The sequence below is a fragment of the Streptomyces lienomycini genome (assembly GCF_027947595.1).
Classification (GTDB): Bacteria; Actinomycetota; Actinomycetes; order Streptomycetales; family Streptomycetaceae; genus Streptomyces; species Streptomyces lienomycini.
The window spans coordinates 2,550,309-2,576,571 of sequence record NZ_CP116257.1; the positions used below are offsets into that span (position 1 = coordinate 2,550,309).

General features: G+C 70.9%; 22 protein-coding genes. 5 read left to right on the forward strand and 17 right to left on the reverse strand.

All coding sequences use genetic code 11. The annotated features are described in order from the left end of the window. Nucleotides 1-711, reverse strand: coding sequence for a two-component system response regulator CseB (cseB, locus tag BJ961_RS11560; protein WP_176156289.1), 711 nt, complete (start codon nt 709-711; stop codon nt 1-3). Between the two features lie 262 nt (nt 712-973). Here cseB and BJ961_RS11565 point away from each other — a divergent pair, with 262 nt between their 5' ends. The 3 genes from BJ961_RS11565 to BJ961_RS11575 all read left to right on the forward strand — a co-directional run bounded on the left by BJ961_RS11565 (nt 974) and on the right by BJ961_RS11575 (nt 3,159). Continuing rightward, complete coding sequence (locus BJ961_RS11565) at nt 974-1,753, forward strand: hypothetical protein (protein ID WP_271321251.1); 780 nt, start codon at nt 974-976, stop codon at nt 1,751-1,753. Between the two features lie 150 nt (nt 1,754-1,903). Then, nucleotides 1,904-2,758, forward strand: a complete 855-nt coding sequence (locus BJ961_RS11570; protein WP_271416969.1) for an IS5 family transposase — start codon at nt 1,904-1,906, stop codon at nt 2,756-2,758. Further along, on the forward strand, nt 2,755-3,159 hold the full coding sequence (locus tag BJ961_RS11575) for a hypothetical protein (RefSeq protein ID WP_271320152.1): 405 nt from the start codon (nt 2,755-2,757) through the stop codon (nt 3,157-3,159). The genes BJ961_RS11570 and BJ961_RS11575 overlap by 4 nt, the downstream gene beginning before the upstream one ends. Before the next feature lie 528 nt (nt 3,160-3,687). On the opposite strand, the gene BJ961_RS11580 is transcribed toward BJ961_RS11575, so the two are convergent. Then, entirely contained in the window at nt 3,688-4,545 is an 858-nt protein-coding gene (locus BJ961_RS11580) for a helix-turn-helix domain-containing protein (protein ID WP_125634023.1), read from the reverse strand. A gap of 197 nt (nt 4,546-4,742) precedes the next feature. Between BJ961_RS11580 and BJ961_RS11585 the strand changes: the two genes are divergently transcribed. Next, a complete protein-coding gene (locus tag BJ961_RS11585) occupies nt 4,743-5,660 on the forward strand; it encodes an alpha/beta hydrolase (RefSeq protein ID WP_271321252.1) in 918 nt (305 codons plus the stop codon). 112 nt (nt 5,661-5,772) lie between these two features. Here the strand turns inward: BJ961_RS11585 and BJ961_RS11590 are convergent, their stop codons facing one another. Beyond that, on the reverse strand, nt 5,773-6,111 hold the full coding sequence (locus tag BJ961_RS11590; RefSeq protein ID WP_007388238.1) for an alpha-amylase: 339 nt from the start codon (nt 6,109-6,111) through the stop codon (nt 5,773-5,775). A gap of 306 nt (nt 6,112-6,417) precedes the next feature. On the opposite strand from BJ961_RS11590, the gene BJ961_RS11595 reads away from it, so the two are divergent. Continuing rightward, entirely contained in the window at nt 6,418-7,767 is a 1,350-nt protein-coding gene (locus BJ961_RS11595) for a serine hydrolase domain-containing protein (protein WP_161377944.1), read from the forward strand. Here the strand turns inward: BJ961_RS11595 and BJ961_RS11600 are convergent. Genes BJ961_RS11600 through BJ961_RS11670 form a run of 14 tightly spaced genes read right to left on the reverse strand, consistent with a single transcriptional unit; the run spans nt 7,706 to nt 26,081 of the window. Next, complete coding sequence (locus tag BJ961_RS11600) at nt 7,706-8,680, reverse strand: SDR family oxidoreductase (RefSeq protein WP_161377945.1); 975 nt, start codon at nt 8,678-8,680, stop codon at nt 7,706-7,708. The genes BJ961_RS11595 and BJ961_RS11600 overlap by 62 nt on opposite strands. After that, nucleotides 8,677-9,729 (reverse strand): ROK family protein, encoded by a 1,053-nt coding sequence (locus BJ961_RS11605; RefSeq protein WP_007388270.1) that lies wholly within the window; start codon nt 9,727-9,729, stop codon nt 8,677-8,679. The genes BJ961_RS11600 and BJ961_RS11605 overlap by 4 nt, the downstream gene beginning before the upstream one ends. Further along, nucleotides 9,726-10,142, reverse strand: a complete 417-nt coding sequence (locus tag BJ961_RS11610) for a cupin domain-containing protein (RefSeq protein WP_125634031.1) — start codon at nt 10,140-10,142, stop codon at nt 9,726-9,728. The genes BJ961_RS11605 and BJ961_RS11610 overlap by 4 nt, the downstream gene beginning before the upstream one ends. Continuing rightward, the gene (locus BJ961_RS11615) at nt 10,135-11,316 is read right to left on the reverse strand and encodes a sedoheptulose 7-phosphate cyclase (RefSeq protein ID WP_161377946.1); all 1,182 of its coding nucleotides are present in this window, start codon (nt 11,314-11,316) and stop codon (nt 10,135-10,137) included. The genes BJ961_RS11610 and BJ961_RS11615 overlap by 8 nt, the downstream gene beginning before the upstream one ends. Nucleotides 11,317-11,328: 12 nt before the next feature. Then, nucleotides 11,329-13,437, reverse strand: coding sequence for a 4-alpha-glucanotransferase (gene malQ, locus BJ961_RS11620; RefSeq protein ID WP_210918228.1), 2,109 nt, complete (start codon nt 13,435-13,437; stop codon nt 11,329-11,331). Continuing rightward, a complete protein-coding gene (locus BJ961_RS35980) occupies nt 13,434-16,517 on the reverse strand; it encodes an HAD-IIB family hydrolase (protein ID WP_333782079.1) in 3,084 nt (1,027 codons plus the stop codon). Before BJ961_RS35980 ends, malQ begins: the two co-directional genes overlap by 4 nt. A 17-nt stretch (nt 16,518-16,534) precedes the next feature. Continuing rightward, complete coding sequence (locus BJ961_RS11635; protein ID WP_007388265.1) at nt 16,535-17,461, reverse strand: carbohydrate kinase family protein; 927 nt, start codon at nt 17,459-17,461, stop codon at nt 16,535-16,537. Then, nucleotides 17,458-18,579, reverse strand: a complete 1,122-nt coding sequence (locus BJ961_RS11640; protein ID WP_271321253.1) for a sugar phosphate nucleotidyltransferase — start codon at nt 18,577-18,579, stop codon at nt 17,458-17,460. Before BJ961_RS11640 ends, BJ961_RS11635 begins: the two co-directional genes overlap by 4 nt. Next, on the reverse strand, nt 18,572-20,659 hold the full coding sequence (locus BJ961_RS11645; RefSeq protein ID WP_271321254.1) for a glycogen/starch synthase: 2,088 nt from the start codon (nt 20,657-20,659) through the stop codon (nt 18,572-18,574). The genes BJ961_RS11640 and BJ961_RS11645 overlap by 8 nt, the downstream gene beginning before the upstream one ends. A 7-nt stretch (nt 20,660-20,666) precedes the next feature. Then, on the reverse strand, nt 20,667-22,130 hold the full coding sequence (locus tag BJ961_RS11650) for a hypothetical protein (RefSeq protein ID WP_161376552.1): 1,464 nt from the start codon (nt 22,128-22,130) through the stop codon (nt 20,667-20,669). 6 nt (nt 22,131-22,136) lie between these two features. Continuing rightward, a complete protein-coding gene (locus BJ961_RS11655) occupies nt 22,137-22,943 on the reverse strand; it encodes an ABC transporter permease (RefSeq protein WP_125634039.1) in 807 nt (268 codons plus the stop codon). Then, on the reverse strand, nt 22,940-23,764 hold the full coding sequence (locus BJ961_RS11660) for an ABC transporter permease (RefSeq protein WP_125634041.1): 825 nt from the start codon (nt 23,762-23,764) through the stop codon (nt 22,940-22,942). The genes BJ961_RS11655 and BJ961_RS11660 overlap by 4 nt, the downstream gene beginning before the upstream one ends. Then, nucleotides 23,761-24,786 (reverse strand): ABC transporter ATP-binding protein, encoded by a 1,026-nt coding sequence (locus BJ961_RS11665; RefSeq protein ID WP_007388259.1) that lies wholly within the window; start codon nt 24,784-24,786, stop codon nt 23,761-23,763. The genes BJ961_RS11660 and BJ961_RS11665 overlap by 4 nt, the downstream gene beginning before the upstream one ends. Beyond that, entirely contained in the window at nt 24,783-26,081 is a 1,299-nt protein-coding gene (locus BJ961_RS11670; RefSeq protein WP_210918225.1) for an aspartate aminotransferase family protein, read from the reverse strand. Before BJ961_RS11670 ends, BJ961_RS11665 begins: the two co-directional genes overlap by 4 nt. Nucleotides 26,082-26,263 lie beyond the last annotated feature (182 nt).

Here is a 26,263-nt window from a genome sequence, read left to right on the forward strand (position 1 = left end):
TCAGCGCCGTAGCTTGTAGCCGAACCCGCGCACGGTCTCGATGCGCTCGGCTCCGATTCTCTTGCGCAGCCGCTGCACGCACAGGTCGACGACGCGGCTGTCGCCGTCCCAGCCGTAGTCCCACACGTTGCGCAGCAGGGTCTGCCGGTCGAGGACGGTGCCGGGATGCGCGGCGAACTCCAGCAGCAGGCGCAGCTCGGTGGGGGCCAGCGCGACCGGCCGGCCGGCCACGGAGACGTCGAGGCCCGCGGTGTCGATGGACAGGTCGCCGAAGACGAGCAGGTTGTGCTCCCCGGCTCGATCGCCGGCCGGTTCCTCCGGGCTCGCGGCTGGCGGGGCGGCGCCGGGGGAGTAGACGGCCCGCCGCAGCAGCGAGCGGATCCTGGCCACCAGCACGGCGGTGTCGACGGGCTTGACCACGTAGTCGTCGGCGCCCGCCTCCAGGCCGGAGACCACGTCCAGGGCATCGCCCCGGGCGGACATCATCAGAATGGGAACCATGCTGGTCTCCCGGACGCGACGGCACAGGCCGATGCCGTCGAGCCCGGGCAGCATCACGTCGAGCAGCAGCAGATCGTGGCGGCCCTCCCGGAACAGCTCCAGCCCGGTCAGCCCGTCACCGGCGGAGGCGACACGGTAGCCGTAGCGCTCCAGAGCCATCGTGACCGACCTGCGGATGACCTCGTCGTCCTCGACCAGGAGAATCGCCACGGGCACCGGGGCATCACCTTCACTCACCGACTCCGGCCCTTCCTTCCCTGTCACCCACGGCCGGACACCGTCGGCGCGCGACGACATCCCGTTCCGTAGGCATTGTGCCTTCCAACCGTGGTCTCGGGGCATCCGGCACGGCTCGGGCCCGTATCAACGCTGTATCGCCCGACGACAAGCTCGACACGGAGGGAGATACCGGCGACAGGGTCGTGTTCGCTCCCGTGAGCGTGAGGGGTCCGTCAACGGTGTGGTTCGCGGGATGCCGATGGTGACGCTTGCACCAGGAGTACGGTTGCGCGGCGGCGTTCTGGAGTTCGGCGCCAAGGGCGTGCGGTTGACGCGGGACAACATTCTGGAGAGCGTGACCGTACGCTGCCCCGAGCGTCCGGTGCTCGGCAGCGGCGTCTTCGTCGGCGGGCACGGCGACTGGGACGGGGTCGCAGACGGGGGCACCGTGCGGGTGAACACGCTGTGTACCGGAGAGATCCACACCGACGGCGGGATCCCCGCCGGGACAACGGACCTGATCAGCGGCGGGGTGTTTGTCATCTCGGGTGCCGTGGTCGGCCAAGTGCTCAACTGCGGGCCGGTTACCACGTACGGGCAGAACGACATGGTGTTGGACAACTGGGGTCAGGTGCAGACGTGGACGGCGACCGCACCGGTGACCTCGCACGGCCCCAGCGGAATCGGGTTCGTCAATTTCGGCGTCCTCGGCAGCCTCGACGTGCAGGCCCCGATCACCACGCTCAGCCTGGTGCGGGGAATGCAGGCGGAGTTGGCCGCGGTGGCCCTGAGCGTCAAACAAGGTGGTCGGATCGGTACGGCCACGGTTGACGGGCGCATCGCCACGAGCGGGGACCACCTGACGACGGTCGAGATCGACGGCGAGGTGGGGACCCTGAGGGTCACCGGCGGCATCCACGCCACGGGACGAGAAGCGGATGCGGTCCGGGTGGGCACAAGTGACGTGGACCTGTCCGACATCGACATCACCGCCACCGACGGCCAGTCCATCATTCACCATGCCGCGAGCTGATCGAGCCCTGTTCCGTTTGAGCGTCGATGTCTTCGACGGCCCTCTCAGAGGGCGTTAAGTCCCGTTCCTGATGATGTGGTGTCGCCCGTTCGTGGGTGATGGGACAGTTCCGTCCTCGTGTCATGGCGTGTACATGATGGGGTCGTGGGCATGGAACGGACGCCGTACGCAACCGACTTGTCCGACGAGCAGTGGGCGTTGATCGAGCCGCTGGTCACCGCGTGGAAGCAGGAGCGGGTGGCGCGGTCGGCGACCGGAGACCCGGGCTCCTGCGCCCTGCGCGAGGTCGTGAACGCGCTGCTTTACCAGAACCGGACGGGCTGTCAGTGGCGGCTTCTGCCGCACGACTTCCCGGCCTGGTCGGCAGTGTTCTACTACTTCACCCTGTGGCGCCAGGACGGCCTTGACCAGCGGATCCAGGAGATCCTGCGCTGCCAGGTGCGGGAACGGTCCAGACGATTAGAGGACCCGTCCCTGGTGATCATCGACACCCAGTCCGTCCGCGTGGCGGCCGGGGTGCCGAAGGAGACGACGGGACTGGACGCGAACAAGAAGACGCCCGGCAGGAAGCGGGGACTGGCCGTCGATGTGCTGGGCCTGGTCATCGGTGTGGTGATCCTCGCTGCGAGCGCGCACGACAACGAAGCCGGCATCGCCCTGCTGGACCAGGCGGCTGAGCGGTGTGGGATGCGCCTGGAGAAGGTCCTGGTCGACCAGGGCTTCAAGGACGCCGTGATCATCCACGGGGCGGTGAAGGACATCACCGTTGAGGTGGTCCGCCGCAACCCCGACGACGAGGGGAAAGGCTTCGTCCCGCAACCGAAGCGGTGGGTGGTCGAGCAGGTCAACGGCACCCTCATGCTGCAGCGGCGCCTCGCCCGCGACTACGACCACCGGCCCGACAACGCGGCCTCCCGCGTCTACTGGGCCTCCACCGCCGGCATGCTCCGCCGCCTCACCACCCCTACCCCCACCTGGCGGGACGACGTGGAGCTGGCCGCGTGAACGTCTGCGAACTCCTGCGGCTGCTGCAGACCGAGCACGATGAGACCGCTGCCCGCGCCGACCACCTGCGCGAGCAGATCGAGCGGCTCACCACCGACCTCGCCGAGACCGAAGCCCGCCTGGCCGAGCTCGCTGCCACCGGCAAGGTCATCGACGGCCTCACCCCTCCCGACCAGGCACCGGCCCCCGCGGAGACCGCCATCGCGACCGTCTACCAGCGCATCGTGACCACGTTCAACGAGCACCCCGGGGAGGTGTTCCGCGTCCGTGATCTGCATGAGCACCTCGGCCTGCCCACCGACGAGCCCTCGATCAACGTCACCCGCTCCCGCCTGGGACGACTCGTCCGCCAGGGATTCCTCGAGCAACCGGGACGCGGCCGCTACCAGAAACGGACTTAACGCCCTCTCAAGGCCTGGTCCTGGCCGAGGCCGAGTTCCCACTGACGAGGAGGCTCAGTCCTTCGTACCCCTCCGGAGCGCGCGCTGGTTGCCCTGTCCGCCGCCGTAGAAGAAGATCGGTTGGCCGCCGTAGGTGCCGCACGGTCTTCAGCCGGGCGGCGATCTCGCGGACGGCAGTGTCCCAGTGGATGAGGGAAGGTGCCGTCCGGCTCCCGGCGCAGGGTCGCCTGTGCAGACGGACTTGATCCGGACCGCGCGGCATTCCGGCACACCGTTGACCAGTGGTTCGCCGGCCAGGGAGGGGGAGCGGCGCCAGCCGCCCGGAACGCATGCCGTTAACCGTGCTGCGCGGAGGGCTCGTCGTCGTGCTGGAGAGGTTGCCCCCGGTCACGCCGCTGCGTCACCGGGCGGCGGGCCCCGAGGCGATGCCGCCTCTGTCGGGACGAGAGCGTCAGGTTCTCACCCTGCTGGCGGACGGCCATGAGGCCCCCGCCATCGCGGAGGAGCTGTCCGGGCGAGCACTTCTGCCTACGGCCGGTCGTGGGCTCCCGAGGTCCGTGAGGCGAGGGTGCGCAGGCGGTCGTGACTCGTCGTGCCGGGTTCGGCGGTCAGGGTGATGAGCTGCTGGTCGGGATCGTCGGTGGAGGTGAGGAAGGACCAGTCGAGGGTGAGCGGGCCGACGACCGGATGGTCCAGCACTTTCGTGCCGGATCTCTGGGCCGCGACCCGGTGGGTACCCCACCAGCGCCGGAAGTCGGGATCCTGCACCGACAGTTCGCCGACAAGTTCGGTGAGACGTGGGTCCTCGGGATCGCGGACGGCCTCCATGCGCAGCTGTGCCAGGGTCATCCGTGCCGCCCACTCCCAGTCCGCGTACAGCGCTCTGACGGCCGGCTCACGGAAGATCAGTCGTACGAAGTTGCGGTCCCTTTCCGGAATCCGCGCGAAGTCGATGAACAGGGCGGACGCCATGGCGTTCCAGGCGAGGATGTCCGTACGCCGGCCCAGGACGACGGCCGGTGTGGTGGAGAGGTCGTCCAGGAGGCGCCGTAGCTGCGGCCGGACCTTCTGCGAGGTGCGCCGACGCGGCCGCGCTGTGTCCCGGCCCGACAACTCGAGCAGGTAGGCGCGCTCACCGTCGTCGAGCCGCAGGACACGCGCGAGGGCATCCAGTACCGGTTCGGACGCCCGGCGGCGGCCCTGTTCGAGGCGCGTGTAGTAGTCCGGGCTGATCGACGCGAGCAACGCCACCTCTTCGCGGCGCAGACCCTTGACCCTGCGCCTGCCGGCGGAACCAGGGAGTCCCGCTTCGGCCGGGCTCAGCTCCGTACGCCGCGCCTTCAGGAAAGCGCCCAGTTCGCTGACATGGCCGTTACTGCTGCTCATGGGCCCCAGTGTGACAGCGCGCCGACCCTGTGACAGGGGGCCTGGCGTGTCCCAGGACAGCACAGTCCTGGGACAGAAGAAGCCCCTTACCCGACCCTGAGCCGCGTGCGACTGTCGGTGAGGACGAGGACTGCACGGAGCGTTCCCAGCGTTCGCGGCCACTTCCTTACCCACCCGCACGACAGGAGACACACACCGTGAAGACCGACGTCACGTTTCCCAGCAACGATCTGGCCGTCGCCGGGACTCTCTTCACCCCCGACGAGCGCATCGACGCCCGCCTGCCGGCCATTGTGATCTCCCACCCGGGGGGTGGTGTGAAGGAGCAGAGCCCGAGTGTCTACGCCGAGCGCCTGACCCGGGAGGGATTTGCCGCGCTCGTCTTCGATGCCGCCTACCAGGGGGAGAGCGAGGGCGAGCCGCGAGGACTGGAGAACCCCTTCCAGCGGGCCGAGGACATCAAGTCCGCCGTGACTCACCTGACCACCCGTGACGACATCGACCCTGACCGGATCGGTGCACTGGGCATCTGCGCGTCAGGCGGATACGTCCCCTACGCCGCGCAGACCGACCACCGGGTCAAAGCCGTCGCCACGGTCAGTGCCGGAGACATGGGCTCCGTGATCCGTGAAGGGCTGGGCCGCGCCCAGGACCCCGCGGTCCTCACGGCCCTGCTCGACCGGGCCGCGGCGGCGCGTACCGCCGAGGCTCGCGGCGAGGCTCCGGAGACAGTGGCCTGGATCCCCGACGACGCCGAAGACTTGCCGGCGACTGGCACCCGGCAGTTCCGGGAGACCTACGAGTTCTACCGGACCCCGCGCGGATACCACCCTCGAGCGGTCCAGGGGTGGGTCCTGCGCAGCGCCGACCAACTGGCCCAGTACGACTCCTACGCGATGATCCGGCTCATCGCCCCCCGCCCCTTGCTGATGATCGTGGGTTCCGAGGCGGAGACCGCGTACTTCAGCCGGGAAGCGATAGAACGGGCGGCCGAACCCAAGGAACTGTTCGTCATCGACGGCGCCACGCACATCGACCTGTACGACAGGGACGAACACGTCGCAGCTGCCGTCGCCAAGCTCACCGACTTCTTCGGCAAGCACCTGGCCGGATGACCAGCCGCCGTCGCGACGCCCGCGTCCGCACTGGCCGGCAGGGCGAACGCTGAGGAGGAGGCGGCTTCGGTCATCGACGGCCGAGTGAGTCGCATGGTTGCTTCAGCAGTTCTTACGGGGCTACCTCGGCAACGGACGGCTCGCACGTTCGCACCGCGATCGCGTAGTTGCCGTCCGTGCCGTAGCCGGCGAAGGTCGCCCAGGCGCCGGGTGCGATGACGCGGCACGGAGCGTCCTGGCCGTTCGTGTACTCGACGGTGACGGCCACGGTCTCGGCACAGTTGTTGACGACGTCCGTGTAACGCCAGCTCTGGTAGTACTCCACGCACGCCGGAGCGGGCGATTGGGCGGGTGCCGCGACGGACGGGGTGGCGGCCACGGTCATCAGCAGGCCGGCCGCGCTCACGGCGGCGAGGGCGAGGGTGCGCTTCACGCGCTTCATGCGGGACATGCGACGAATCCTTGAGCCGGTGACCGCCCTTGCGCAAGTTACTGCAAAAACTTTCGGCCATGGGTGATGGACTGTCCCGCTTCAACTGGTTGCTACCTCACGTCGAGACCCGTCGGAGATTGCGTCACGGTCCGGAGTGGGCGCGAGGTGGATGGTCGAGAGCAAGTTCTTGCTGCATCTTTTGGGAATCTCTTGCAGTGTGCGTGTTGTCGCTGGTTAAGTCGGGGCGTCCGTGCGAGACCTACGACGGGAGTGTCCCCCATGGCTCCGTTGCCTCAGCCGTCCGCCGATCCCACGGCCCAACCGATGGGCGGAACCGGGAAGTTGCTCCTGAGCCGGCTCGCTCGTGCCCAAGCCCTGGGGCGGGTCCCGTCCGTCGCGGGCTGTGCCCTGGTCGAAGGACGGACGGCCTGGACCGGCGTCCGGGGACGGGTGGGTGGCGGGTCGCCGACCTTGGACACGCAGTACCGGATCGGGTCGCTCACGAAGTCCTTCACAGCCGTTCTGGTGATGCGGTTGCGGGACCGGGGTGAGCTCAGGACGAACGACCCGCTGGACCGGTATCTGCCGGGCACCGGAATCGGAGACCGCACCCTTGAGCAACTCCTGAGTCACACCGCGGGGTTGACGACCATGACGCCAGGCTGTGACTGGCCGTACAGCGGACAGGGGCCGGCCGAGCCGCTGCGGCGCGGGGCCGGGGTTCTCTGCGCGGCGGGGGAGCGCTTCCACTACTCGAATGTCGGGTACGCCCTTCTGGGCGCGGTGATCGAGAGGGTTCGGCAGGAGCCCTGGGCAGACGTGCTGGCCAGGGAGGTTCTCGCCCCATTGGGCATGAGAGGGACGGGCACGGACCCTGGTGCCGAGGCCGCTCCGGGATGGAGCGTGCACCCGTGGGCGCCGACGCTCGTGGCCGAAGAGGTCCAGGACGCCCGCGCCATGGCCGCCGCCGGGGCGCTGTGGTCCACGCCGGCGGACCTCGCCAGGTGGGCGGAGTTCCTCCTGGGCGACTGCGCCGAGGTGCTCCACCCGGACACGCTGGCCGAAATGGCCGAACCGACCCGGCTGTCCGCCCACGAGGACGAGCCCGGCGCCGGATTCGGACTGGGCCTGCAGGCGGTACGGCACCAGGGACGCACTCTGATCGGACACCCCGGCGGCATACCGGGATTCCTGGCCACGATCTGGGTGGACCGGGAACGCCGGACGGGGGCAGTGATCGTCGGCAACGCCAGCACCGGGCTGAGCCCGAGCCGGGCCCTGGAACTGCTCGACATCGTGGGTGAGCAGACGCTGCCCCTGCCCGACGAGTGGGCGCCGCAAAACCTGCCGCCCCACCTTCTGGACCTCACGGGCTACTGGTACCAGGGCCCGCGTCCGCACGCCATCCAGATGGAGGCGGACGGCAGCGTGCTGCTGCAACCGGTGAGCACCCGCACCAAGCCTTCCCGCTTCCGCGCTCCGGCCAGCCGGTTCGGTACCACTCCGCAGGGCGGTCTGACCGGACTGGACGGCGCGTACGTGGGAGAGGAACTGCGGGTGCTCCGGGATCAGGACGGGCGGCCGGCGGCCCTCGAGCTCACCGGTGCCCGCTTCACCCGCGTTCCCGGTCCGGTTCCGTCGACACCGGCCCTGTCCCCGGAGGTGTCCGGCTGATCGCGTGGCGCCCCGTGAAAGCGGTGACGAGCTTTCGCGCCCCGGCGGCGACACCGTCGACCGGGGTCAGACCGAGCAGGCCGGGCAGCGACGCGCTTGTCAGACACGCGTTCTCGGGCCGGGAGGCGTACCGCGTCGCGGCCTTCGGGACCGGGACCACCAACCTCCGCGGCGCGCCCAGCAGGTCGGCGATCGTCAGCGCCCACTCGGCCCGGGTGACCCGGTCCGGACCGCCGAGGTGGAGGACTTCGGGCAGCGGGGCAGGGGCGAAGAGCACGGAGGCGGTGACCCGGGCCACGTCGGAGACGGTCACCGGGGTCGTCCAATGGTCGTCGGGCGCGTGCACCGCTTCACCCAGCAACAGTTGATGAGCGCAGGACGCGAAGAAGTTCAGCCACTTCCCCGCGTCCGCCGGCTCGTGGCCGTAGACGAGGCTCACGCGCAGCACCACGGCGTCGGCCGCCGTGGCCAGCAGGATCTGCTCGGCACGGAGCTTGGCGCGGCCGTATGCGTTCGCGGGCCGTACCGGCGTGGACTCGGTGTTGTGCGGCAAGGAGCCGTCGAAGACGTTGTCCGTGGAGATGAGCACGACACGGGCCCCCGGGGCCAGGGATGCCACGTTGCCCGCTACCGCTGCGTGAGCCTGCTCGGCCTCACCCGGATGCTCCTCGCACCAGGTCACGTCGGACGGGCCGTGCACCAGGACCACGCCGTCGGGACGCAGTCGGGTCAGAAGCCTGTCGCACGCCTCGGGGACGGTGGCGTCCAGCGCCGCCCAGCGTGCCCCGTACGTCGTGGGCGACGTTGAGGGCCGCCCGCGCGACGCCAGGGTGACGGTGTGCCCGTGGGCTGCGAGATGCCGGGCGATGCCGGTACCGACGAAGCCGCTGCCTATCACCAGGACGGTGCTCATCCGACCACCTGCCCGGCCCCGGCGGGCAGGCGCGCGCCGAGCAGGCGGCCGACGCCCAGCAGGCCGTGATCGTCATCGGCGGCACCGAGCGCCACCATCGCGTCGATGGCGTCCGCGTCCAGACCGAAACAGCCGAGCCGGGTCAACTCGGCCACCAGCAGCCTGCGGTAGGGCTCACCGACGGCCAGCGCGAAGCCGCCCATCAAGAGGTAGCGGCAGATGCCGATCGAAGTGAAGACGGACCCGATCGCCTGGGCGAGGGGAGTGACGGTGGTGCGCAGGACGGCAGTCGCGAAGGCGTCGCCCGCCCGAACCGCCGAGGCGATGGCACGGTTGTCGATCGCCTCGGGACGGCCGTGGGCGAGAGCCGACAGCCGGGAGGCGGCGAACGCCCCCCGGTCGGTCACCGCGGCCCGTCGCGCGGCGGCGAGCACACCGCGGCCGGAGGCGATCGCCCCCAGGTGGCCGCGGCCCCCGCAGTCGCACGGCAGGGCGTCAGGGGAGGCGTCGTAGGTCCAGTGCCCCAACTCCCCGCCGTGGCCGCCCGGGTCCAGCAGGACCTCGCCGTTGCGGAAGACCTTGTTCCCGATGCCGGAGCTGACCGTGATGAGGCAGAAGGGCCGGCTCTCGGTGGCGGCGTAGCGCCAGGTGGCAGCCGTCAGATCATTGACGACGACGACCGGGGCGCCGACGCGCGCCGTGAGCAGGGCACCGAGGGGCAGTGGCTCGCTCCGTCCGCCCCAGACCGTGGGGGCGGCCAGAACGAGGCCGTCGGCGGTGACCGGCCCGGCGAAGGCCACGCCGACGGTGCGCGGTGCGCAACGGCCGCCGTCCCGCGCGGTTCGGGCACCGATCTCTCGGGCCAACTGTTCGACGACGCGTTCCTGCAGCACGGGCACGGGAGCGTTCGGGTCGCGGGCCATGCCATCGACGGGCGTGCGGCGTGTACCGGACAGGGCGCCGGTCATCGGATCGTAGTCCGCGATGCGCAGGGTGGTGCCGCCCACGTCCACCACGACGAAAGGAGCCTCGGTGTCGATGACGTTCACGCCGTCGCCTCCCCGGACGCGGCGGGGGAGGTGCGCGGCCGCGCCGCCTCCGGCTCCTCGAACACGAGCAGTCGCAGATCCCCCGGGCCGTCGTTGACGAGGCCGTGCTCGCCGAACGGGCGATTGGCGATCACATCGCCCGCGCCGACCCGGAAGTGCTCGCCGTCCCGGAACATCAACCCGCTGCCGTCGAGTACGACATACGTCTCCCGGTCGGCGCCGTGCCGGTGCCGGCCGATCGAGGTGCCGGGCGGCAGTACGGCCAGATCGACGAACTCGGCCCCGCGCCGCCCGCTCCGACGGGCGTAGACCCGGTGCGCCAGGATGGTGCCGAGGCCACCGTGGTCGTGTTCCTTGGGCGCGAACAGTTCGCGCAGATTGCGCACCGCCCCGCCGTCCACGGCCTCAGACATGGTGCCCCTCCGTATCCCGCGCCAGCGCTGACAGAGCCGTGCGCAGCAACGACTCGGGGACGTCCCCCAGCTCTTCGACAAACGTCGCCTTGCCCGGTGCCGTCGGCACGACCAGGTGCAGCTTGCGCCCGCGCCGCTCCCAGGATGCCCGCAACGCATGGTTCATCAGTTCGGGTGTGCAGGTGAGGGTGTCGAAGACCGGAAGCCCGATGCGCCGCAGCAGGCGCACGATCCGCTCGCACGTGTCCGCGTCCGCCAGCCCGAGCAGCCGTGCGATGTGTGCCGAGAGGGCCATGTCGACGGCGACCGCCTCCCCGTGCTCGAGGCGGTGGTTGCCGGCCGTCTCGATCACCGGACTGAAGGTGTGCCCGAAGTCGACGAGGCGCGCCAGCTCGTGCTCGCGGAGATTCGGGCAGAGCTCCTCCATCATCAGGCGCATCGACGTCCGCAGCACATACTCCTCCAGCCGGCCGTCGGCGGACGACCGGCCGAGGAAGACGTCCGGGTGATCCTCAAGGGTCCGCAGCAGCTCCTCGTCCAGGATCACCGCCATCTTCACGATCTCCGCGAGTCCGCAGCGGATCTCACGCGGGGGCAGCGTGGTGAGGAACGCGGGATCATTGATGGAGGCGTGAGCCGGGTGGTAGGCACCCAGCATGTTCTTCGTGCGCAGGGCGTTGACACCGGTCTTCACACCGACACCGACGTCCACCTGCCCCACCAGCGTCGTGTTGACCTTGACGTAGCGGACACCGCGCGCGTACATGGACGCGGCGAAGCCGACGACGTCTGCGACTATTCCGCCGCCCACCGCCAGCATCACCCCATGACGGTCGAGTCCGGCGGCCTTGGCGGTGGCGCAGACGTCCTCCGCGGCGGCGAGCGTCTTGTGCTGCTCGCCGGTCCGCAGCGTGTGGACACTCCAGTCCCCCGGATCGACATGGGCGTTGAGATAGGCGCGCAGCCGGTCACCGTGCAGTCCCTCGATCGTGGGGCTGACGAATGCGACGACCCTGCGGCCCATGAGTGCGCGCGCGAGGAGCGGATTCTCCTGGTCGAACACCCCTGTGGTGAGGTCCACGCGGTAGGCGGTGCCCTCGGGCGCCAGCAGGTCGAAGCCGGTGGCGTCCTCGCGCACGCCCGGCTCGACCGGGGCAAGAACCTGGCCTGACATCTCTCTCCTTGCTCAGTGGACTCGTGAACGGTGGGAAGGCGTGAACAACTCGGTGACTCTCCGGAGCAGCGGGTGGTCCGGCAGATCCTCCAGCGGGACCGGGCACCCGGTGGCGTCGGCCACGGGAAGCCTCCAGTTGGGGTGCACCGCGGCCGACGTCCCCGGCAGGTTCTGCGGCATCAGGTCCCCTGTTGCGTCCGGCAGCCACACACCGAGGAGCCGCGCCGGGGTACGCAGCAGAAAGGCGTGCAGTGCGACGAGGGCGGCATCCCGGTCCTCGGAATCGGCGCCGTCCGGCAGCAGGCCGAGCCGGGTCAGCTCCGCGAGCCAGCCATCGCGTTCGGCGGCGGCCTCGGCCTTCTCCTCCGTCTCGGGGCGGGTCAGCAGGCCGAGCCCGGCGCGCAGTTCCACATGCTCGCCGCTCAGCCACGCGGAGGTGGTCGGCAGATCGTGGGTGGTGAGTGTGGCCAGGCACTCCTGACGCCACTGGTCGGGCGGAAGCGGTCCATGCCGGCCCTCCGACCCGCCGACGTACTCGAAGCGCTGCACGGAGGTGCCCAGCACGCCGAGGTCCGCCAGGTGCTCCCGGACGCCGGCCTCCACCGTGCCGAGGTCCTCCCCGATGACGGCGGCGCCGGCCCGGTTGGCCTCCAGCATCAGTGTGGCGAGCAGTGCGTCGGAGTCGTAGCGGACATAGGTGCCAGCGTCCGGCGCGCAGCCGTCGGGGATCCACCACAGCCGGAACAGGCCCATGACGTGGTCGACACGGAGCGCGCCGGCGTGCCGGAGCCCGGCGCGCAGCAGACCCGCCAGCGGGCGGTAGGCCGCGGCCGCCAGCGCGTCAGGCCGCCAGGGGGGTTGTCCCCAGTTCTGGCCGTGCGGGTTGAAGTCGTCCGGTGGCGCGCCCACGCTCATGCCGGCGGCGAGAAAGCGTTGGTACGCCCAGGCGTCCGCGCCGTGGGGCGAGACGCCGACAGCGAGATCGTGCACGAGCCCGATCGGCATGCCCGCGGTGCGGGCCTGGTGCTGGGCGTCGGCGAGCTGCTCGTCGGTGAGCCAGGCGAGCCACTGGTGGAAGCCGATGTCGTCGGCGAGTTCGGTGCGGGCTCGGGCGACTGCTGCCGAGCGTGGATCGCGCAGGTCGGCAGGCCACGTGTGCCAGTCGCCGGCGTGTACCTCCGCGAGGGCGCACCAGGTGGCGAAGTCGGTGAGTTCATCACCTTCGCGCTGGACGAAAGAGGCGAAGGAAGCGGCGCGGCCGGGACTGAGCGGCGCCGCCCCGTGGATGCCGCGCAGGGCACGCAGCTTGAGGGCGCGTACAGTCTCCCGGTCGATCAGGGACTGTCCCCGCAGCACCCTGTCGTTGAGGGCGCGCGCCTGTGCCACGCAGGCGTCGACGTCGCGACGCTCGGCCGGGTCCAGATACGCGTACTCGGGTATCGCCTCCACCCGCAGGTGCAGGGGATCGGGGAAGCGGCGTGAGCTGGGCCGGTAGGGCGACGGGTCGGTCAGCGGTCCCGGCTCGGCGGCGTGCAGGGGACCCAACTGGAGGAATCCGGCACCCAGCGCGCGCCCCGACCATGCGGCGAGGTCCGCCAGGTCTCCCAGGTCGCCCATGCCCCAGGAGCGTCGCGACAGCACGGAGTACAGCTGGACGAGGAAGCCCCAGTGTCGGCCCTCGGGGACCGCGAGCCGTGCCGGGGCCACCAGCAGGGCGCAGTCGCCGACACCGGTCGGGCCCTGGACGTGCAGGGTGTGCAGTCCGGCGGGCAGCGGATCGTCGAGTGCGGCCCTTCCCGCACCGTTCTCCAGTTCCACGTGGCCCTCGGTGTCACGCGGCAGGCCGAGCGCCTCCAGCCGTACGGTCTCGGGCTGCCGGAGTACGACGCACGGGGGCAAAAGGCGGGTACGGGAGCGAAATTCGTGCCGGGCCAGGGCGTCCCGCGCCGCCGCGGGGGTGGCGGCGTCCACCCCGCACGCGGCGAGAACGGCGACCAGGGTGTCGGGCGCGACGTCGACGCGGACACCGCGGTCGGTGGTGTAGGAGGTCGCCACGCCGTGGGCGCGGGCAAGGCGGACAAGGGCGTCGGCCATGGTCAAGTGCCCTTTCTGGGCGGTCATGCGTGACGTTCGGAGGGGGTGCGGCGGTTCTGCGCCCCGGGGGTGAAGAGCCGCTCCAGGACCACCGCAACCCCGTCCTCTTCGTTGGGCGGTGCGATCTCGTCGGCGGCGGTGAGCAGGGCCGGGTGGGCGTTGGCCACGGCGACGCCGTGCGCCGCCCAGGTGAGCAGGGGGACGTCGTTGGGCATGTCGCCGAAGGCGATGGTGTCGCTCGCGGCGCAGCCCAGCAGCCGGGCGGCGCGTTCGACCCCGGCGGCCTTGGTCGTACCCGGCGGCAGGACCTCCACCATGCCCTTCACGGAGTGGACGACCGTCACCTCGTCGCCGAACAGACTCTGGGTGAGCGCGGCCAGCCGGTCCTCGTCGACCTCGGGATGGTGCAGGATCAGCTTGTCGACGGGACTGTCCCACAACAGATCCCGGTCGGTGGTCACGTCCCAGCCGTGGCGCACACGTTGCCCGAAGCCTTCGGTCACCTTGAACCGGCTGTCCGGCGGCGCCGTGACGACGCCCAGCTCGACGGGACCGAGCCTCTCCTCCACGCCCGCCACGACGCGGCGTGCGAGCGTACGGCCGAGAGAGGCCGAGGACAGCAGCCGTCGCGAGCCGGCGTCGTACAGCTGGGCGCCCTGTCCGCAGACGGCCAGACCGCGGTATCCGAGGGCGTCGAGGATGTGCGCGCAGGCCGAGGCCGGGCGTCCGGTGGCCACGAGGTGGTGCGCTCCCGCGTCGGTCACCGCCGCGAGGGCGGCACGGGTTCGTGGAGAGACGGTCAGGTCGTCACGCAACAGGGTCCCGTCTAGATCGGTTGCGACCAGCCGGAACGGTGGCCGGCGCAGCGGCAGGGTGTCCCAGCGGACGTGACCGGAGGCCAGCGTGAGCATGACGGACAGGTCGCGCCCCGCCGGAGCGGCGTCGAGTACGGCCCGGAAGGAACCGGGCCGACCGCCCTGCGGAGACAGGGCGTGGAACACGGCGCCGGTGCCGGGGGGCACCGGCTCGTCGGACGCGAGGGCCTCCGCGGCGGTCTCGCCCGCGGCCGGCCGGGAGCCGCCCGAGACGGCGTCCGGTCCGGTGCGAGCGCCCCTCCGACCTTCCAGCACGGCCTCCACCCGAGCCACGTGCTCGTGCCGGTACGTCACCTCCCACCGGCCGTTCGCCGTACGTCGAACGGTGCCCCGGCCGTGAACCCGGGCGGTCAGGTCGGAGCGTCCGGCCACCACGGCGTTGTGCAGCGCGGTGGTGAACTCGGCCTCCCGCCACGCGGCCTCGAAGAGCCGTTCACACGCCTGCGCGTCCACCGCCCCGCCCGCGCGCTCCCACGCGCCGAGGTCCCCGCGGGTGAGCGCCGCCTCCCGGATCTCCTCGGGGTGCTGGTCCCAGGCGCTCGCGGGCAGGTCGTCGAACCAGCCGTACGCGATCGCCTCGCGCACGGGGAACGGCCGGACCCGGCCATGGAGAAGCCCCTCGAAGGCGTCCAGCCGGGTGCGCGCGGCGCGTTCCCAGGTGAACCTCCGGGCCAGGGCGCGCGAGTTGGCGGACAGTCGGGCATAGGTGGGGTCGGAACCGTCGACGTGCGCGGCGAAGACACCGACCGCCGTGCGGATCCGCGCGGCCAGGCCGCGGGCGAGCGCCGGGTCGTCGTCGTGGAACGAGCCGGGCACCGAGAAGCCCGTCGCCTCGGGATGTCCGCTCGGCAGAGCGTGCCGGAAGTGCCGGGTGACGTGCTGGTCGGTGGCGATCGGCACGGCCCCGCAGGCCATCGCCTCGGCCTGCGCGATGAGGAAGCCGTCCAATTCGAACTTGGACGGGTAGACGCAGAAGTCGGCGCACGCCGCCTCCTCGAAGAGGGTGTCCTCGTCCGCGAGATCCCACGCGAGCCGGAGCCGGTCGGGGTGGCGGTCGGCCACGGACTGGAAGTACGCGTTCGCCGCGGCGCCGTCTCCCGTGGAGCAGCGGAGCAGGAACCCGGCCTCCACTCCGTCGTCCAGCAGTTCCTCGATAGCCCGCATCAGTTCCAACTGGCCCTTGTGGTGCACCGCGTAGCGCGCCGCGTGGTAAAAGACCGGAAGTGCCGGATCGATACCCAGACGGCGCAGCACCTGGTGCCGGTCGACCGAGGCCGTGTCGCGCGCCAGCCAGGAGTCCGTGACGGCGCAGCCACCGGTGATGACGCGGTCGGCGCGCTGCCGCAGCGTCCGGGCCACCGGCAGCGTCTCGAAGAGCGCCTGCACGGGCGTGTCCCGGAATGTGCTGTAGTACGCGCGCTGTCCCGGCGACACGAAGTCGACCAGATCAGCGTGGGCGGCTATCAACGGGAACAGGCCGACGTGGTCGGGGCCGTACTCGACGTGCATCCGGGTCCCGGCCAGGGCGCGCGAGAGTACCGCCCGCGTCGAGCGCTCCTCGGGCGGCGGGCCGTCCAGCGCGTCCAGGTCCACGTCGGCCACGCCGAACAGCTTCAGCATCCGCGTCACCTGGGGCCGGTACACCTTCTGCCCGATCGGGGCATTCGCGGCGACGGTGCTGACCGTGTGGAGGAATGGATCGGGGGCGAGAACCGGGGGCAAGAGGTAGTGATAGGCGGGTTCGAAGGCGTGCACCACGGCGGGTTCGTCCTCCGACCGCAGGTACTCCTGGACGAACCGCAGTCCCTCGGCCTGGAACACCAGCGGCTTGAAGTGGGAGAGGTCCCTGCCCTCGACGCCCGGTGGCGGATACAGCCGGTCGGGCAGCAGGTCGAGATACGCATTGGACAGGAAGTACACGTCCACGCCGTCCAGACGCAGCCGGTGCACCGTGGTCGTCACGTCCACGTCCAGGTCGGCCGGCCATGAGGCCCAGACCTCGGGATCCAGCGCCAGAGGCACCGTGCGGGTGCGGGTGAGGTGCGGCAGGTCCTCGATGCCGTGGGCGGCCCGCAGCCGGTCCACGTGCCCGTGTCCCGGCGTGACCAGCGAGACGCGGTGGCCTTGCGCGGCGTAACGGCGGGAGAGCTGCCACACCAGTGGAGACAGTCCGCCGCGCATCAGGCGTGGGTCGAAGCCGCCGCATTCGAAGGAGAAGGTGATGATGTGCACGTCGTGCGTTCCCGTCGTCAGCCGTCGGCCCCGGCGCGCGCACAGCCCGCCCGCAGCCCGTCCCGGTCGATGAACTCGGTGTGCGTGCCCGCGCTCGTGCATGCGAACGCTCCGGACACCGATCCGGCGAGCACGCAGTCGGCCACCGGCCTTCCCTGCGCGAGTGCGTACAGGAACGCGCTCACGAACGCGTCCCCGGCGCCGTTGCTGTCCACGACGGGACGCTCCGGTCTTACGGCGGGGTAGCGCCGCACGCTCGTGTCGCCGCGTTCGAGGACGTGGCAGCCGGCTGCCCCGTCGGTGGCGACGACGAGGCGCGCGCGGCCCCGGTCCAGGATGGAACGCAGTACCTCGTCGAGACGTTCGTGGACCGCCGCGGCGCTCATGAAGACGTAGTCGGAGGCGACGGCGTAGGCCAGGTGGTGCGGGTTGGCACCGTCCCAGTCGTGCAGGTCCGTGGAGCAGGGGACGCCGAGGCGGTGGATGTCGGCATACATGTCCAGCGTGACGCCCGTGATGGACAGGTGCACGTGCCGGGCCCGCTCCAGGAAGGGCAGGTAGAAGGCGCGGGGCAGCCGCAGGTCGGCCGGATGGCGGCCGTCGTAGAAGGAGAAGCGCCGCCCCTGCGCGTCGACGAGATTGACCCCGCGCGGAGTGCCGTGCGGCGAGACGACGTGACTGAAGTCGAGCCCGGACGTGGCGTACGCGGCGAGGATCTGGTGGCCTTGTGCGTCGGCGCCGAGGAAGTCGATGAACTTGGTGGTGAGCCCCAGGGCGTGCGTGCCGCGGGCGACGCCGTTGCCGGTGTGAGCCACGTAGTCACGCACCGGTGGTACGAACACGGAGTCGCCGGGCGGCACCCTGAGTTCGGGCACCCGGACGATGGTGTCCACACCGGCCCCGCCCGCCACCAGGATGTCGTACATGCTCGAGGAAACGGTCACGTCAGTACTCCTTCTGTCCGCGCTATGGGCTGGATCGTCCCGTTCTCCAGAACGACCGACGCATCGATGTCGGCGCCCGCGGGCACAGCGGCACCCGGAAGGACGACACTGCGACGCACCCTGGCGCCCGCACCGATCCGGACCGCGGGGAAGATCACACTGCGTTCCACCTGCCCCTCGTTGACCAGATCCTGGGGCACCCAGGACGAACGAACGCCGGGGGAGTCGGAGATCCAGGCGCGCCGCACGTCGGGGCGCACGGTGCACGGCATCCGGTCCGCCGGGAGACCGGCGTGCGGATGGTCCGCGAGGGCCAGGTGCGCCCGGTGGTACCGCTCGACGGTGCCGATGTCCGCCCAGTGCCCGTGCACTTCGTAGCCGCGGATGTCCTCGCCGGCGGCGAGCATGGCCGGGATGACGTCGCGGCTGATGTCGTGCTGCCAGTCGGTGCCCTCGAGCTGTTCGAGGTGGCGGTGGAGCACCTCGGCGTCGAAGACGCAGAACGCCGCGAACACCAGGTCGGAGGTGGGCTGCTCGGGCTTCTCGACGAACTGTGTGAGGCGGTTGTCCGCGTCGAAGTCGACCATCCCGAACAGATGCACCCAACGTTGCTCGATGCGCTGGTAGGCGATGGTCAGGGCGGCTCCCGACGCCCTGTGCGAGGCGATGAGAGGGCCGTAGTCGAAGCGGTAGACGTGATCGGCGTGCAGCACGAGCACCTGTTCCGTGCCCGGGCCGAAGATGTAGGGCGCCTTGCGGATCAGAGCATCGGCCGTGCCCCGCTCCGGTGCCCCGGAGCGGGGCGGGAGGCGGCGTGGAAGGAGGCCGGCGGGCGCGTCCCGGTAGGCGGAGTCGTACGGCCCGAAGTGCACCCGCAGGCCGGGCCGGGCGTTCCACACCTGGTGCAGGTCGTCCATGAGCTGCCGCTCCTCGAACTGCGACAGCAGCAACACCTCGCCCAGCCCGGACCGGTGCGCGTTGGCGAGGCTGAAGTCGATGAGCCGGCAGGCGCCGCCGTAGGGGATCAGCGGCTTGAGGCGGCCGGTGCCGAGCGGCCCCATGCGCCGGCCCTCCCCACCGGCGAGGAGGACGGCGCGTACCCCGGTACGGTCAGCCACGGCGCACCTCGTCCCAGACCACGCGACCGGAGTCCAGGGTGAGCAGCAGCAGCGCGCCCGGCCCGGGTGCCGGACCCGTGAACGTGCCCGGGGCCGTGCGTTCCAGAGCGCGTACGCCGGGCCGCGCCCGCGGGCCGCTGTCGGAGGCCGGCGACACGACCTCGACCCGGACCGCCTGCGGGAGCCGGTAGAGCAGGGAGCCGTCCGGCGTGAGGCGGGCGCGCGTGCGCAGCCGAGTCAGGTCGTCGGCGCCGATCACGCCCGGCCGGCCGCGCTCCGCGGCGCGCTCGCACGCGGCGAAGTCGGCGCGTGCCCAGGCCGCGTCGAACAACTGCCGGACCGCGGCGTCGTCCAGTGGCGCACGGCGCTCGTAGGCGTCCACATCACCGCGGGCAAGGGCCGCGTCCGCAGTGCGTGCCGGGTCCTCCACCAGGTCGAACCAGCCGTGCCGCAGGGCGAGCTCGGGATCGAGCCGAGGGGGTTCGCCCTGCCACAGCCGGGCGAACTCCGTCAGGTGCAGATCGGCGCAGTGGGCCCAGGTGAACACTCGGGCGACGGCGGACGCTCGCCGGGCCAGCTCCCGGTACCGCTCGGGTTCCTCCCGCCACAGGGCGGCCGCCTGACGGATGCGGGCGGCGAGAGCGGCGACCAGCAACTCGTCGTCCTCGGCGAACGAACGGTTCACGGCGAAGCCGGTGGCGGAGTCCGGAGGGTCCGCGTGTCCGAAGTGCGCCATGCCCCGCTGGTCCGTGGCGATCGGCACCGAGCCGACGGCCATGGCCTCGCCCTGTGCGATGAGGAACGTGTCCATCTCGAACTTGGAGGGGAACAGGCAGAAGTCGGAGGCGGCCGCGTACCCGAACACCTGCCGCTCCGGGACCCGTTCCCACTCCAGGTGCAGCCTCCCCTTGTGCCGGGCGGCGACCTCGTGGAAGAACGGGTCGTCGATGCCGCTGCCGGAGATGCAGCGGATGACGAAGCCGGCCGCGAGTCCCTCGCTCAGCACCCGGTCGACGGCACGGACCAGCTCCAGCTGACCCTTGTGGTGGACGGCGTAGCGGGCGTTGTGGAAGAAGGCCGGCAGGTCCGGGTCCAGGCCCAGCCCTTCGAGCACCTCGGTGCGGTCGACTCCGGCGGGGTCCCAGGCCAGCCACTGGTCCGAGACGGCGCAGCCGCCGACGAACATCTTGTGCGCGTTGCGACGCACCACGTCGGCGATCGGCAGCCGTCCGAAGAGATCCTCGAACGGGGTGTCACGGAAACCGGCGTAGAAGTCCAGCTGGCCCGGCGAGAGAAAGTCGATCAGATCGGAGTGGTCGGCGGTCAGCTCGTAGACGGCGAGGTTGTCCGGCCCGTACTCGTAGTGCAGATGGGTGAGTTGCTGGTACTGGACCATAGCCGCGGGCGCGGCGACGGGCGGTTCGGGAGCACGCGCCGGAAGCGGAGCACCCAGCAGTTCGAGCAACCGCCGCACCTCGGGTTCGTACACCTTCTTCGCGATGGGCATGTTGCTCTGCACGTTGCTCACGACCAGTTTCGAAGGGTCGTCGCGCAGCGCCGCGGGCAGCAGATAGTGGTAGTAGGGCTCGTGCGCGTGGACGAGCGCCTTCTCGTCACCGAACCAGGTACGCAGGAACCGCACCGCGTCCACCTGGAAGACCAAGGGCTTGAAGAAGACCAGGTCGCTGCCCTTGCTCTCGTACGGCGGGTAGAAGGTGTCCGGCAGCCGGTTCAGCCAGTCGTTGGCGAGGAAGTACAGGTCGACGCCGTCCAGGCGGATGCGGTGCGCGGTGGTGGTGAGCGCCAGCGCGGCCTCGGCGGGGAAGTCCCGCCACACCTCCGGGTCGAGCGGGACGGGCAGCGTGTACGCGTCCTCGTACGGCAGGTCCTCGACCTCGTAACGGGTGCGCAGGTCGTCGAGGCGCCCGTGGGCCGGGGTCACGATGGAGACCCGGTGGCCGCTCTGGGCGAACTTCTTCGACAGATTCCACAGATAGACGGACGTGCCGCCCTGGATGAAGGTGTGGTCGAAGCCGCAGCATTCGAAGTACGTCTCGATGATGTGCATACGCGGTTCCATAGCTCGGTCACTTCCTCGCGAACGCGGCGGCCGGCGCGAGCGCGCGAGCGTGACGCAGGTCGATCGCCGCGTGGTAGGGGCGGGCATGGGCCTGGTTGTAGGTGAGCTCGTGCAGCAGCCTGCGGACGTACAGCAGGCGGCGCAGCGGGTGGTCGGAGGCGGAACCGAGCAGCAGCCGCGTCACGTGCCGCCGCCACGCGTCGGTCGCCGCGAACACCTGCCGCAGCACCGCCCGCCGGGCTTCGGGCCAGTGCGGAGCGCCGTCCAGAGAGCCGAGCATCGTCTCCAGCGAGTCCACGCCGAGTCGCCGCGCGGCCTCGAACGCCGCCTCGTCGGCCGCGAAGTACTCCAGAGCGCGCTCGAGAGCGACCAGGTCCTGCAGGGGCGACTGCCGGGGCCAGTCCGGGTCGTCGGGGCCGAGCGCCGGCGTGGACAGGTCGAGCACCGTCATGCGCCAGCCGGTTCCGGCCCCCCTGTCGCCGTCGGCCGCGCACAGCAGATGGGAGAGGTGCAGGTCACCGTGGCAGGGTCCGGACGCGGGAATGTTCCCGTCGTCGAACTCCGCCGCCAGCGCGGCGAGTTCCGTGTGCAGGGCCTCGAAGGCGGCCTCGTGCGCGGACTTCGGCAGTGCCAGTCCGGTGCCGTGCCGGGCGAGACGGTCGGCGCGGTCCACCGCGTCGTCCAGGGCCTCGCGCACGGGATACTCGGCGGCGCCGCCCAGCCGGTGTGCCAGGTCCTGGTGGAAGTCGTCCAGGAACTCGCCGGCCCGGCGCAACTGTTCCTCCAGCGGCTGGAGGTGGGCGTGGACGACCTCCTCGACGGACGTGGTGTCCGTGAGCCGCGGCCACATCGAGCGGAGGTTCCCGCGCAGCGGGACGTCGATGCCCTCGCCCTGGACGTACTGGTAGATCACGCCGAGCGGACTGCGGGACGTGCCGTCCGGCGCCACGTACGTGTAGTCGCCCACCCACTGAGGGGTGCGGCCGGTGCCGTTCATGCGGCGCAGCAGCTCCGGCTCGTGGATGGTCTCGTCCAGACGGCGGTACGTCTTGTGGATGCAGGCCGTGCCCGACACGTCCACCAGCGACAGCGCGTTGGAGGACCAGCCCTGCTCGAACGGCAGGCGCCGCACCCCGATCGGACCGCGCCCGGGTCCCCGGAACTCGACGGACCCGCCTCGCGCTGTAGGCAGCTTTCCGCCGGTCAGCGTGCGGGTCACCGCGGCGACGTCGAATGCCTCGCTGCCGTGCGCCGCTTCGAAGCCGCCGCCGTCGGTTCCGCGCACCGGTACGAAGAACCGGCGACCTGACGCGGGACCGCCGACGGCCGCCACGATCAGGAGCAACGCCGCCCCGCCGAGTACCGCGTGATCGATCCGCTCGAAACGCTCGGCGGCGCGCGCGTCCTCGGGCATCCAGGGGGCGGCGCGCAGCAGCCCGTCCAGGCCCGCATCCGCTTCGGCACCGTGCATGGGCTCTCAACTCCCGGTCGTGTCGTGGATGGTCAGACCTCGCCGCCACACCGCGAGTGCGAGCGCGACCGCTCCCGCCGTCACCACCGGCAGCCACACCACCAGCCCGGTGTCGCCGGTCAGCAGATAGGTGCAGGGCACGTACGAGGTGAAGGCGAAGGGCAGCACCCAGGTCAGCAGGGCCCGCAGGGTCGGGTGGTAGATGTCCAGCGGGTAGGAGGTGAACTCGGAGACCTGGTTGGCCGCGTACATGGCGGGCAGGCTGGTGACCGTCCAGAAGGACAGCGAGGCGAACAGGAGCTTCACCGCCGAGTGGATCAGCGCCCCGCACAGGACGAACAGCGGGGCCAGTGCCCACTGGGTGGCGGTCAGGTCCAGGTCGAGATGAGATCCGGACCAGCCCACGAGGGCCGCGCCGACGATCAGTTCGCCGAACCCGTCCGGGTGCAGGAACCGCTCGGAAAGCAGTGAGAACAGCGGGCTGACCGGCCGCACCAGGTGCCGGTAGAACTCACCGCGCTGCACCAGCTTGCGGCTCAGCTCCCACAGCTGGTCGGTGAAGAGATGGTCGAGGCCCCGCGGCAGCAGGGAGAAGCCCAGCAGGAACACCACCTCGTGGTACGACCAGCCGCCCACCACCGGCACCTGCCGGAACACCAGGCCGACCACGGCCGTCTGCACCCCGACCCGGACCAGGAACGCGCCGGCACCGAGCAGGAAGTCCAACCGGTAGGCGGTGAGCCGGTGCAGACCGACACCGCCGAGGAACCAGGACAGACGCGCGTACCGCGCCGCCGTGCTCCGTGCGCTCATCCGCCGAGCACCTCCAGCCGGCCGAGTGCCGCCCGCCACAGCACGGCACACACGGCCCCGAGCCCCAGGACCCAGCCCACCTGCTGCACCAGGACCTGCAGTGCCCCGGCGGCGCCGTCGTAGCGGCCCAGGAGCAGCGTGAGCGGGCCGTCGACCATGCCCCGGAACGGCAGCCAACGGGCGAGGGCCGCCAGTGGCTGCGGCATCAGCGCGATCGGCACCAACTGCCCGGCGAAGAAGGCGACCACACTCTGCTTGACCATGCGGACGCCCCAGGTGTTCGTGGTGACGAAGCCGGTCATGCCGGTGAGCAGGTTGACGCAGAACGCGATGAGCACCGAGAACACGGTGGACAGCGCGAACAGGGCCACGTCACCGGGACGTGGCACCGTGAGAGGTACCAGGAGGGCGAAGAGGACCAGGACCGGCACCGCGACGAGCACCGCGTTCGCCGCGACGACCGGCAGGCTGGCGAAGAACCGCACCAGCGGATAGCTGACCGGGCGCACCAGCATCACGGCCACGTCCCCGCGGTAGACCTCGGCGGCGACCTCGTCGTCCACCCGGTTGGTGTGCAGTACCTGGAGCACCTGCGCGACCAGGAGGTAGGTGGTGATGCCCGTGAGGGTGAAGCCGCCCGGCCCACCGTCCGCCGGAGTGTCCGCGTAGACGGCGCGCCACAGGAACACGGTGACGGCCGCGCCCGCGGCCGCGGTCATGCCGGTGATCACGAACATCGAGCGGTACTGCAGGAGTGACTGCAGCCCTCCTGTCGCGAACGGGAGGTAGGCCCGCACCGCGCGCGTCGTGGGTGGCTTCACGCGGCGTCCACCTCACGGAGGGCCGCGTCACGTCGCTGCCCGTAGATCTGGCGCAGCACGTCCTCGAGGTCGGGCTCGGGCGCGTAGCAGTCGGCCAGGTCGAAGCGTTCCAGGAGGAAGGCGAGTACGCGGCGGGAGGTGAACTCCGTCGCGGGGTAGTCGACGTGGACGCGGCCGCCGTCGACCACCGTGGCCCGCACCCCGGGCAGTCCCTGCTCCACGATCGCGCAGGCAGTGTCCGGCGCGATCGGGTCGCGGTGGTCGAAGAGGACGGCACGCCGGTCGGCCGAGCGCAACAGGTCCTGGATGCTGCCCTGATGCACCACCCGGCCCCGGTCCACCACCAGGGCGCTGTCGCAGATGGCCGCGATGTCGGCGATGTCGTGACTGGTCAGTACGACGGTGGTGCCCAGCTCGCGGTGAGCGTGGTTGACCAGTTCGCGCACGGCCTCCTTGAGCACCATGTCGAGCCCGATCGTGGGTTCGTCCCAGAACACCACCGCCGGGTCGTGCAGCAGGCTCGCCGCGATCTCCGCGCGCATGCGCTGTCCGAGGCTCAGCTGCCGCACCGGTGTGGTCCCGAGCGCATCGATGTCGAGGAGGTCGCGGTACAGGGCCAGGTTGCGCCGGTAGACGGGGTCCGGGATGTCGTAGATCCGCCGCAGGATGCGGAACGAGTCCGGCACGGACAGGTCCCACCACAGCTGGCTGCGCTGCCCGAAGACGACCCCGATGGACCGGGCGTTGCGCTGCCGGTGGCGATACGGCTCTATGCCGCGCACCCGGCAGTACCCCGCCGTGGGCGTAGTGATGCCGGTGAGCATCTTGATGGTGGTGGACTTGCCGGCGCCGTTCGCGCCGATGTAGGCGGTGCGTGAGCCGGCCGGGATCTCGAAGGAGACGCCGTCCACGGCGCGTACCACCCGGTGTCTGCGGGTGAAGAGGGTGGCGAGCGAGCCCGCCAGGCCCGGCCGCCGCTCCGGGATCTTGAACTCCTTGACCAGTTCGTGTGCGACGATCACGCGTCCACCGCCTGTTCGATCGCCTTCGCGAGCAGTCCGACACCCTCGTCCACCAGCGCCTCGTCGATCGTGAAGGGCGGTGCGATGCGCAGCACGTGCCCGCCGAGCGCGACCCGCAGCCCCAGATCCAGCGCGGTCGTGTACACGGAGCGGGCGAGTGCGGGGGAGGGGGTGCGGCTGGCCCGGTCGGTCACGAACTCCAGGCCCCACAGCAGCCCGAGCCCGCGCACCTCCCCGAGGTTCTCGAACCGGTCGTGCAGTGCTCGGAGCCGGTCACCGAGCACCTCGCCGAGACGGTCCACCTGTTCGATCAGGCGGTCCCGCTCGATGACCTCCAGGGTCGCGCGTGCGGCCGCTATCCCGAGCGGGTTGCTCGCATAGGTGGAGGCGTACGCACCCGGTGTCGCCGCGGCGGGATCGTGCAGCAGGTCGTGGCGGCCCGCGAGCACGGCGAAGGGGAAGCCGTTCGCCATGCCCTTCGACATGGCCACCAGATCCGGCTCCACCCCGACGCGGTCACTGGCCAGGAAGGCGCCGGTGCGACCGCCGCCGGTGAGCACCTCGTCGGCGACGAGCAGCACACCGCTTGCCCGGCAGGCGTCGGCGATCTGGTCCCAGTAGCCGGCCGGCGGAACGATGACGCCGGCCGCGCCGAGCACCGGCTCGAAGACCAGAGCCGACGTGCTGGCCTTGTCGGTGATGTGCCGGCGCACCAGCGACGCGCAGCGCACACCGCAGGACGGGTACTCCAGGCCCAGCGGACACCGGTAGCAGTAGGGCGCGTAGCCGAGCACGCTGTTGCCCGCGAACGACTGGTGACCGATGTCCCAGTGCACGAGCATCCGTGCCCCCAGCGTTTTGCCGTGGAAGCCGTGCCGCAGCGCGCCGATCCGGTTGCGTCCCGGCGGCGCGGTCGCCTGTACGACGCGCAGGGCGGCCTCGACCACCTCGGCACCGGTGGAGAACAGCGCGTATGTGTCGAGGTGTTCGGGAAGCAGCCGGGCCAGGGTGTCGAGGAGTCGCGCCCGGTCGGGCGTGGCGGTGTCGTGCACGTTCCACAGCCGGTGTGCCTGGGCGGTGAGCGCCTCGACCACCTCGGGATGGGTGTGCCCGAGGGACTGAGTGAGGGTGCCGGCGGCGAAGTCGAGGTACTGGTTGCCGTCCAGGTCGGTCAGTACGGGGCCGCGTCCTTCGGCGAAGACCCGCCGTCCCGCGGTCGCCTCCTCGGAGGCTCCGGGTGCCAGGCGCAACTCCTCCCGCTCCAACTGGTCGAGCTGGTGGTGCTGGTGCCTCACGGCGGCTCCCTACGTGTGAACTGAGCTGTGGAGCAAGGGTTTTGGTTGGTGAGGACTCCGAGTGAAACACCGTGGCGACGATCTCAGCAAGTAGTTTCTGAAAATTTCAGAAGCGCCTTGCACGGTGTTGCGAACTCTGCTTGAGTCGAAACGCGCCCGCTCGCCGAGCTGGACCGAGGAGG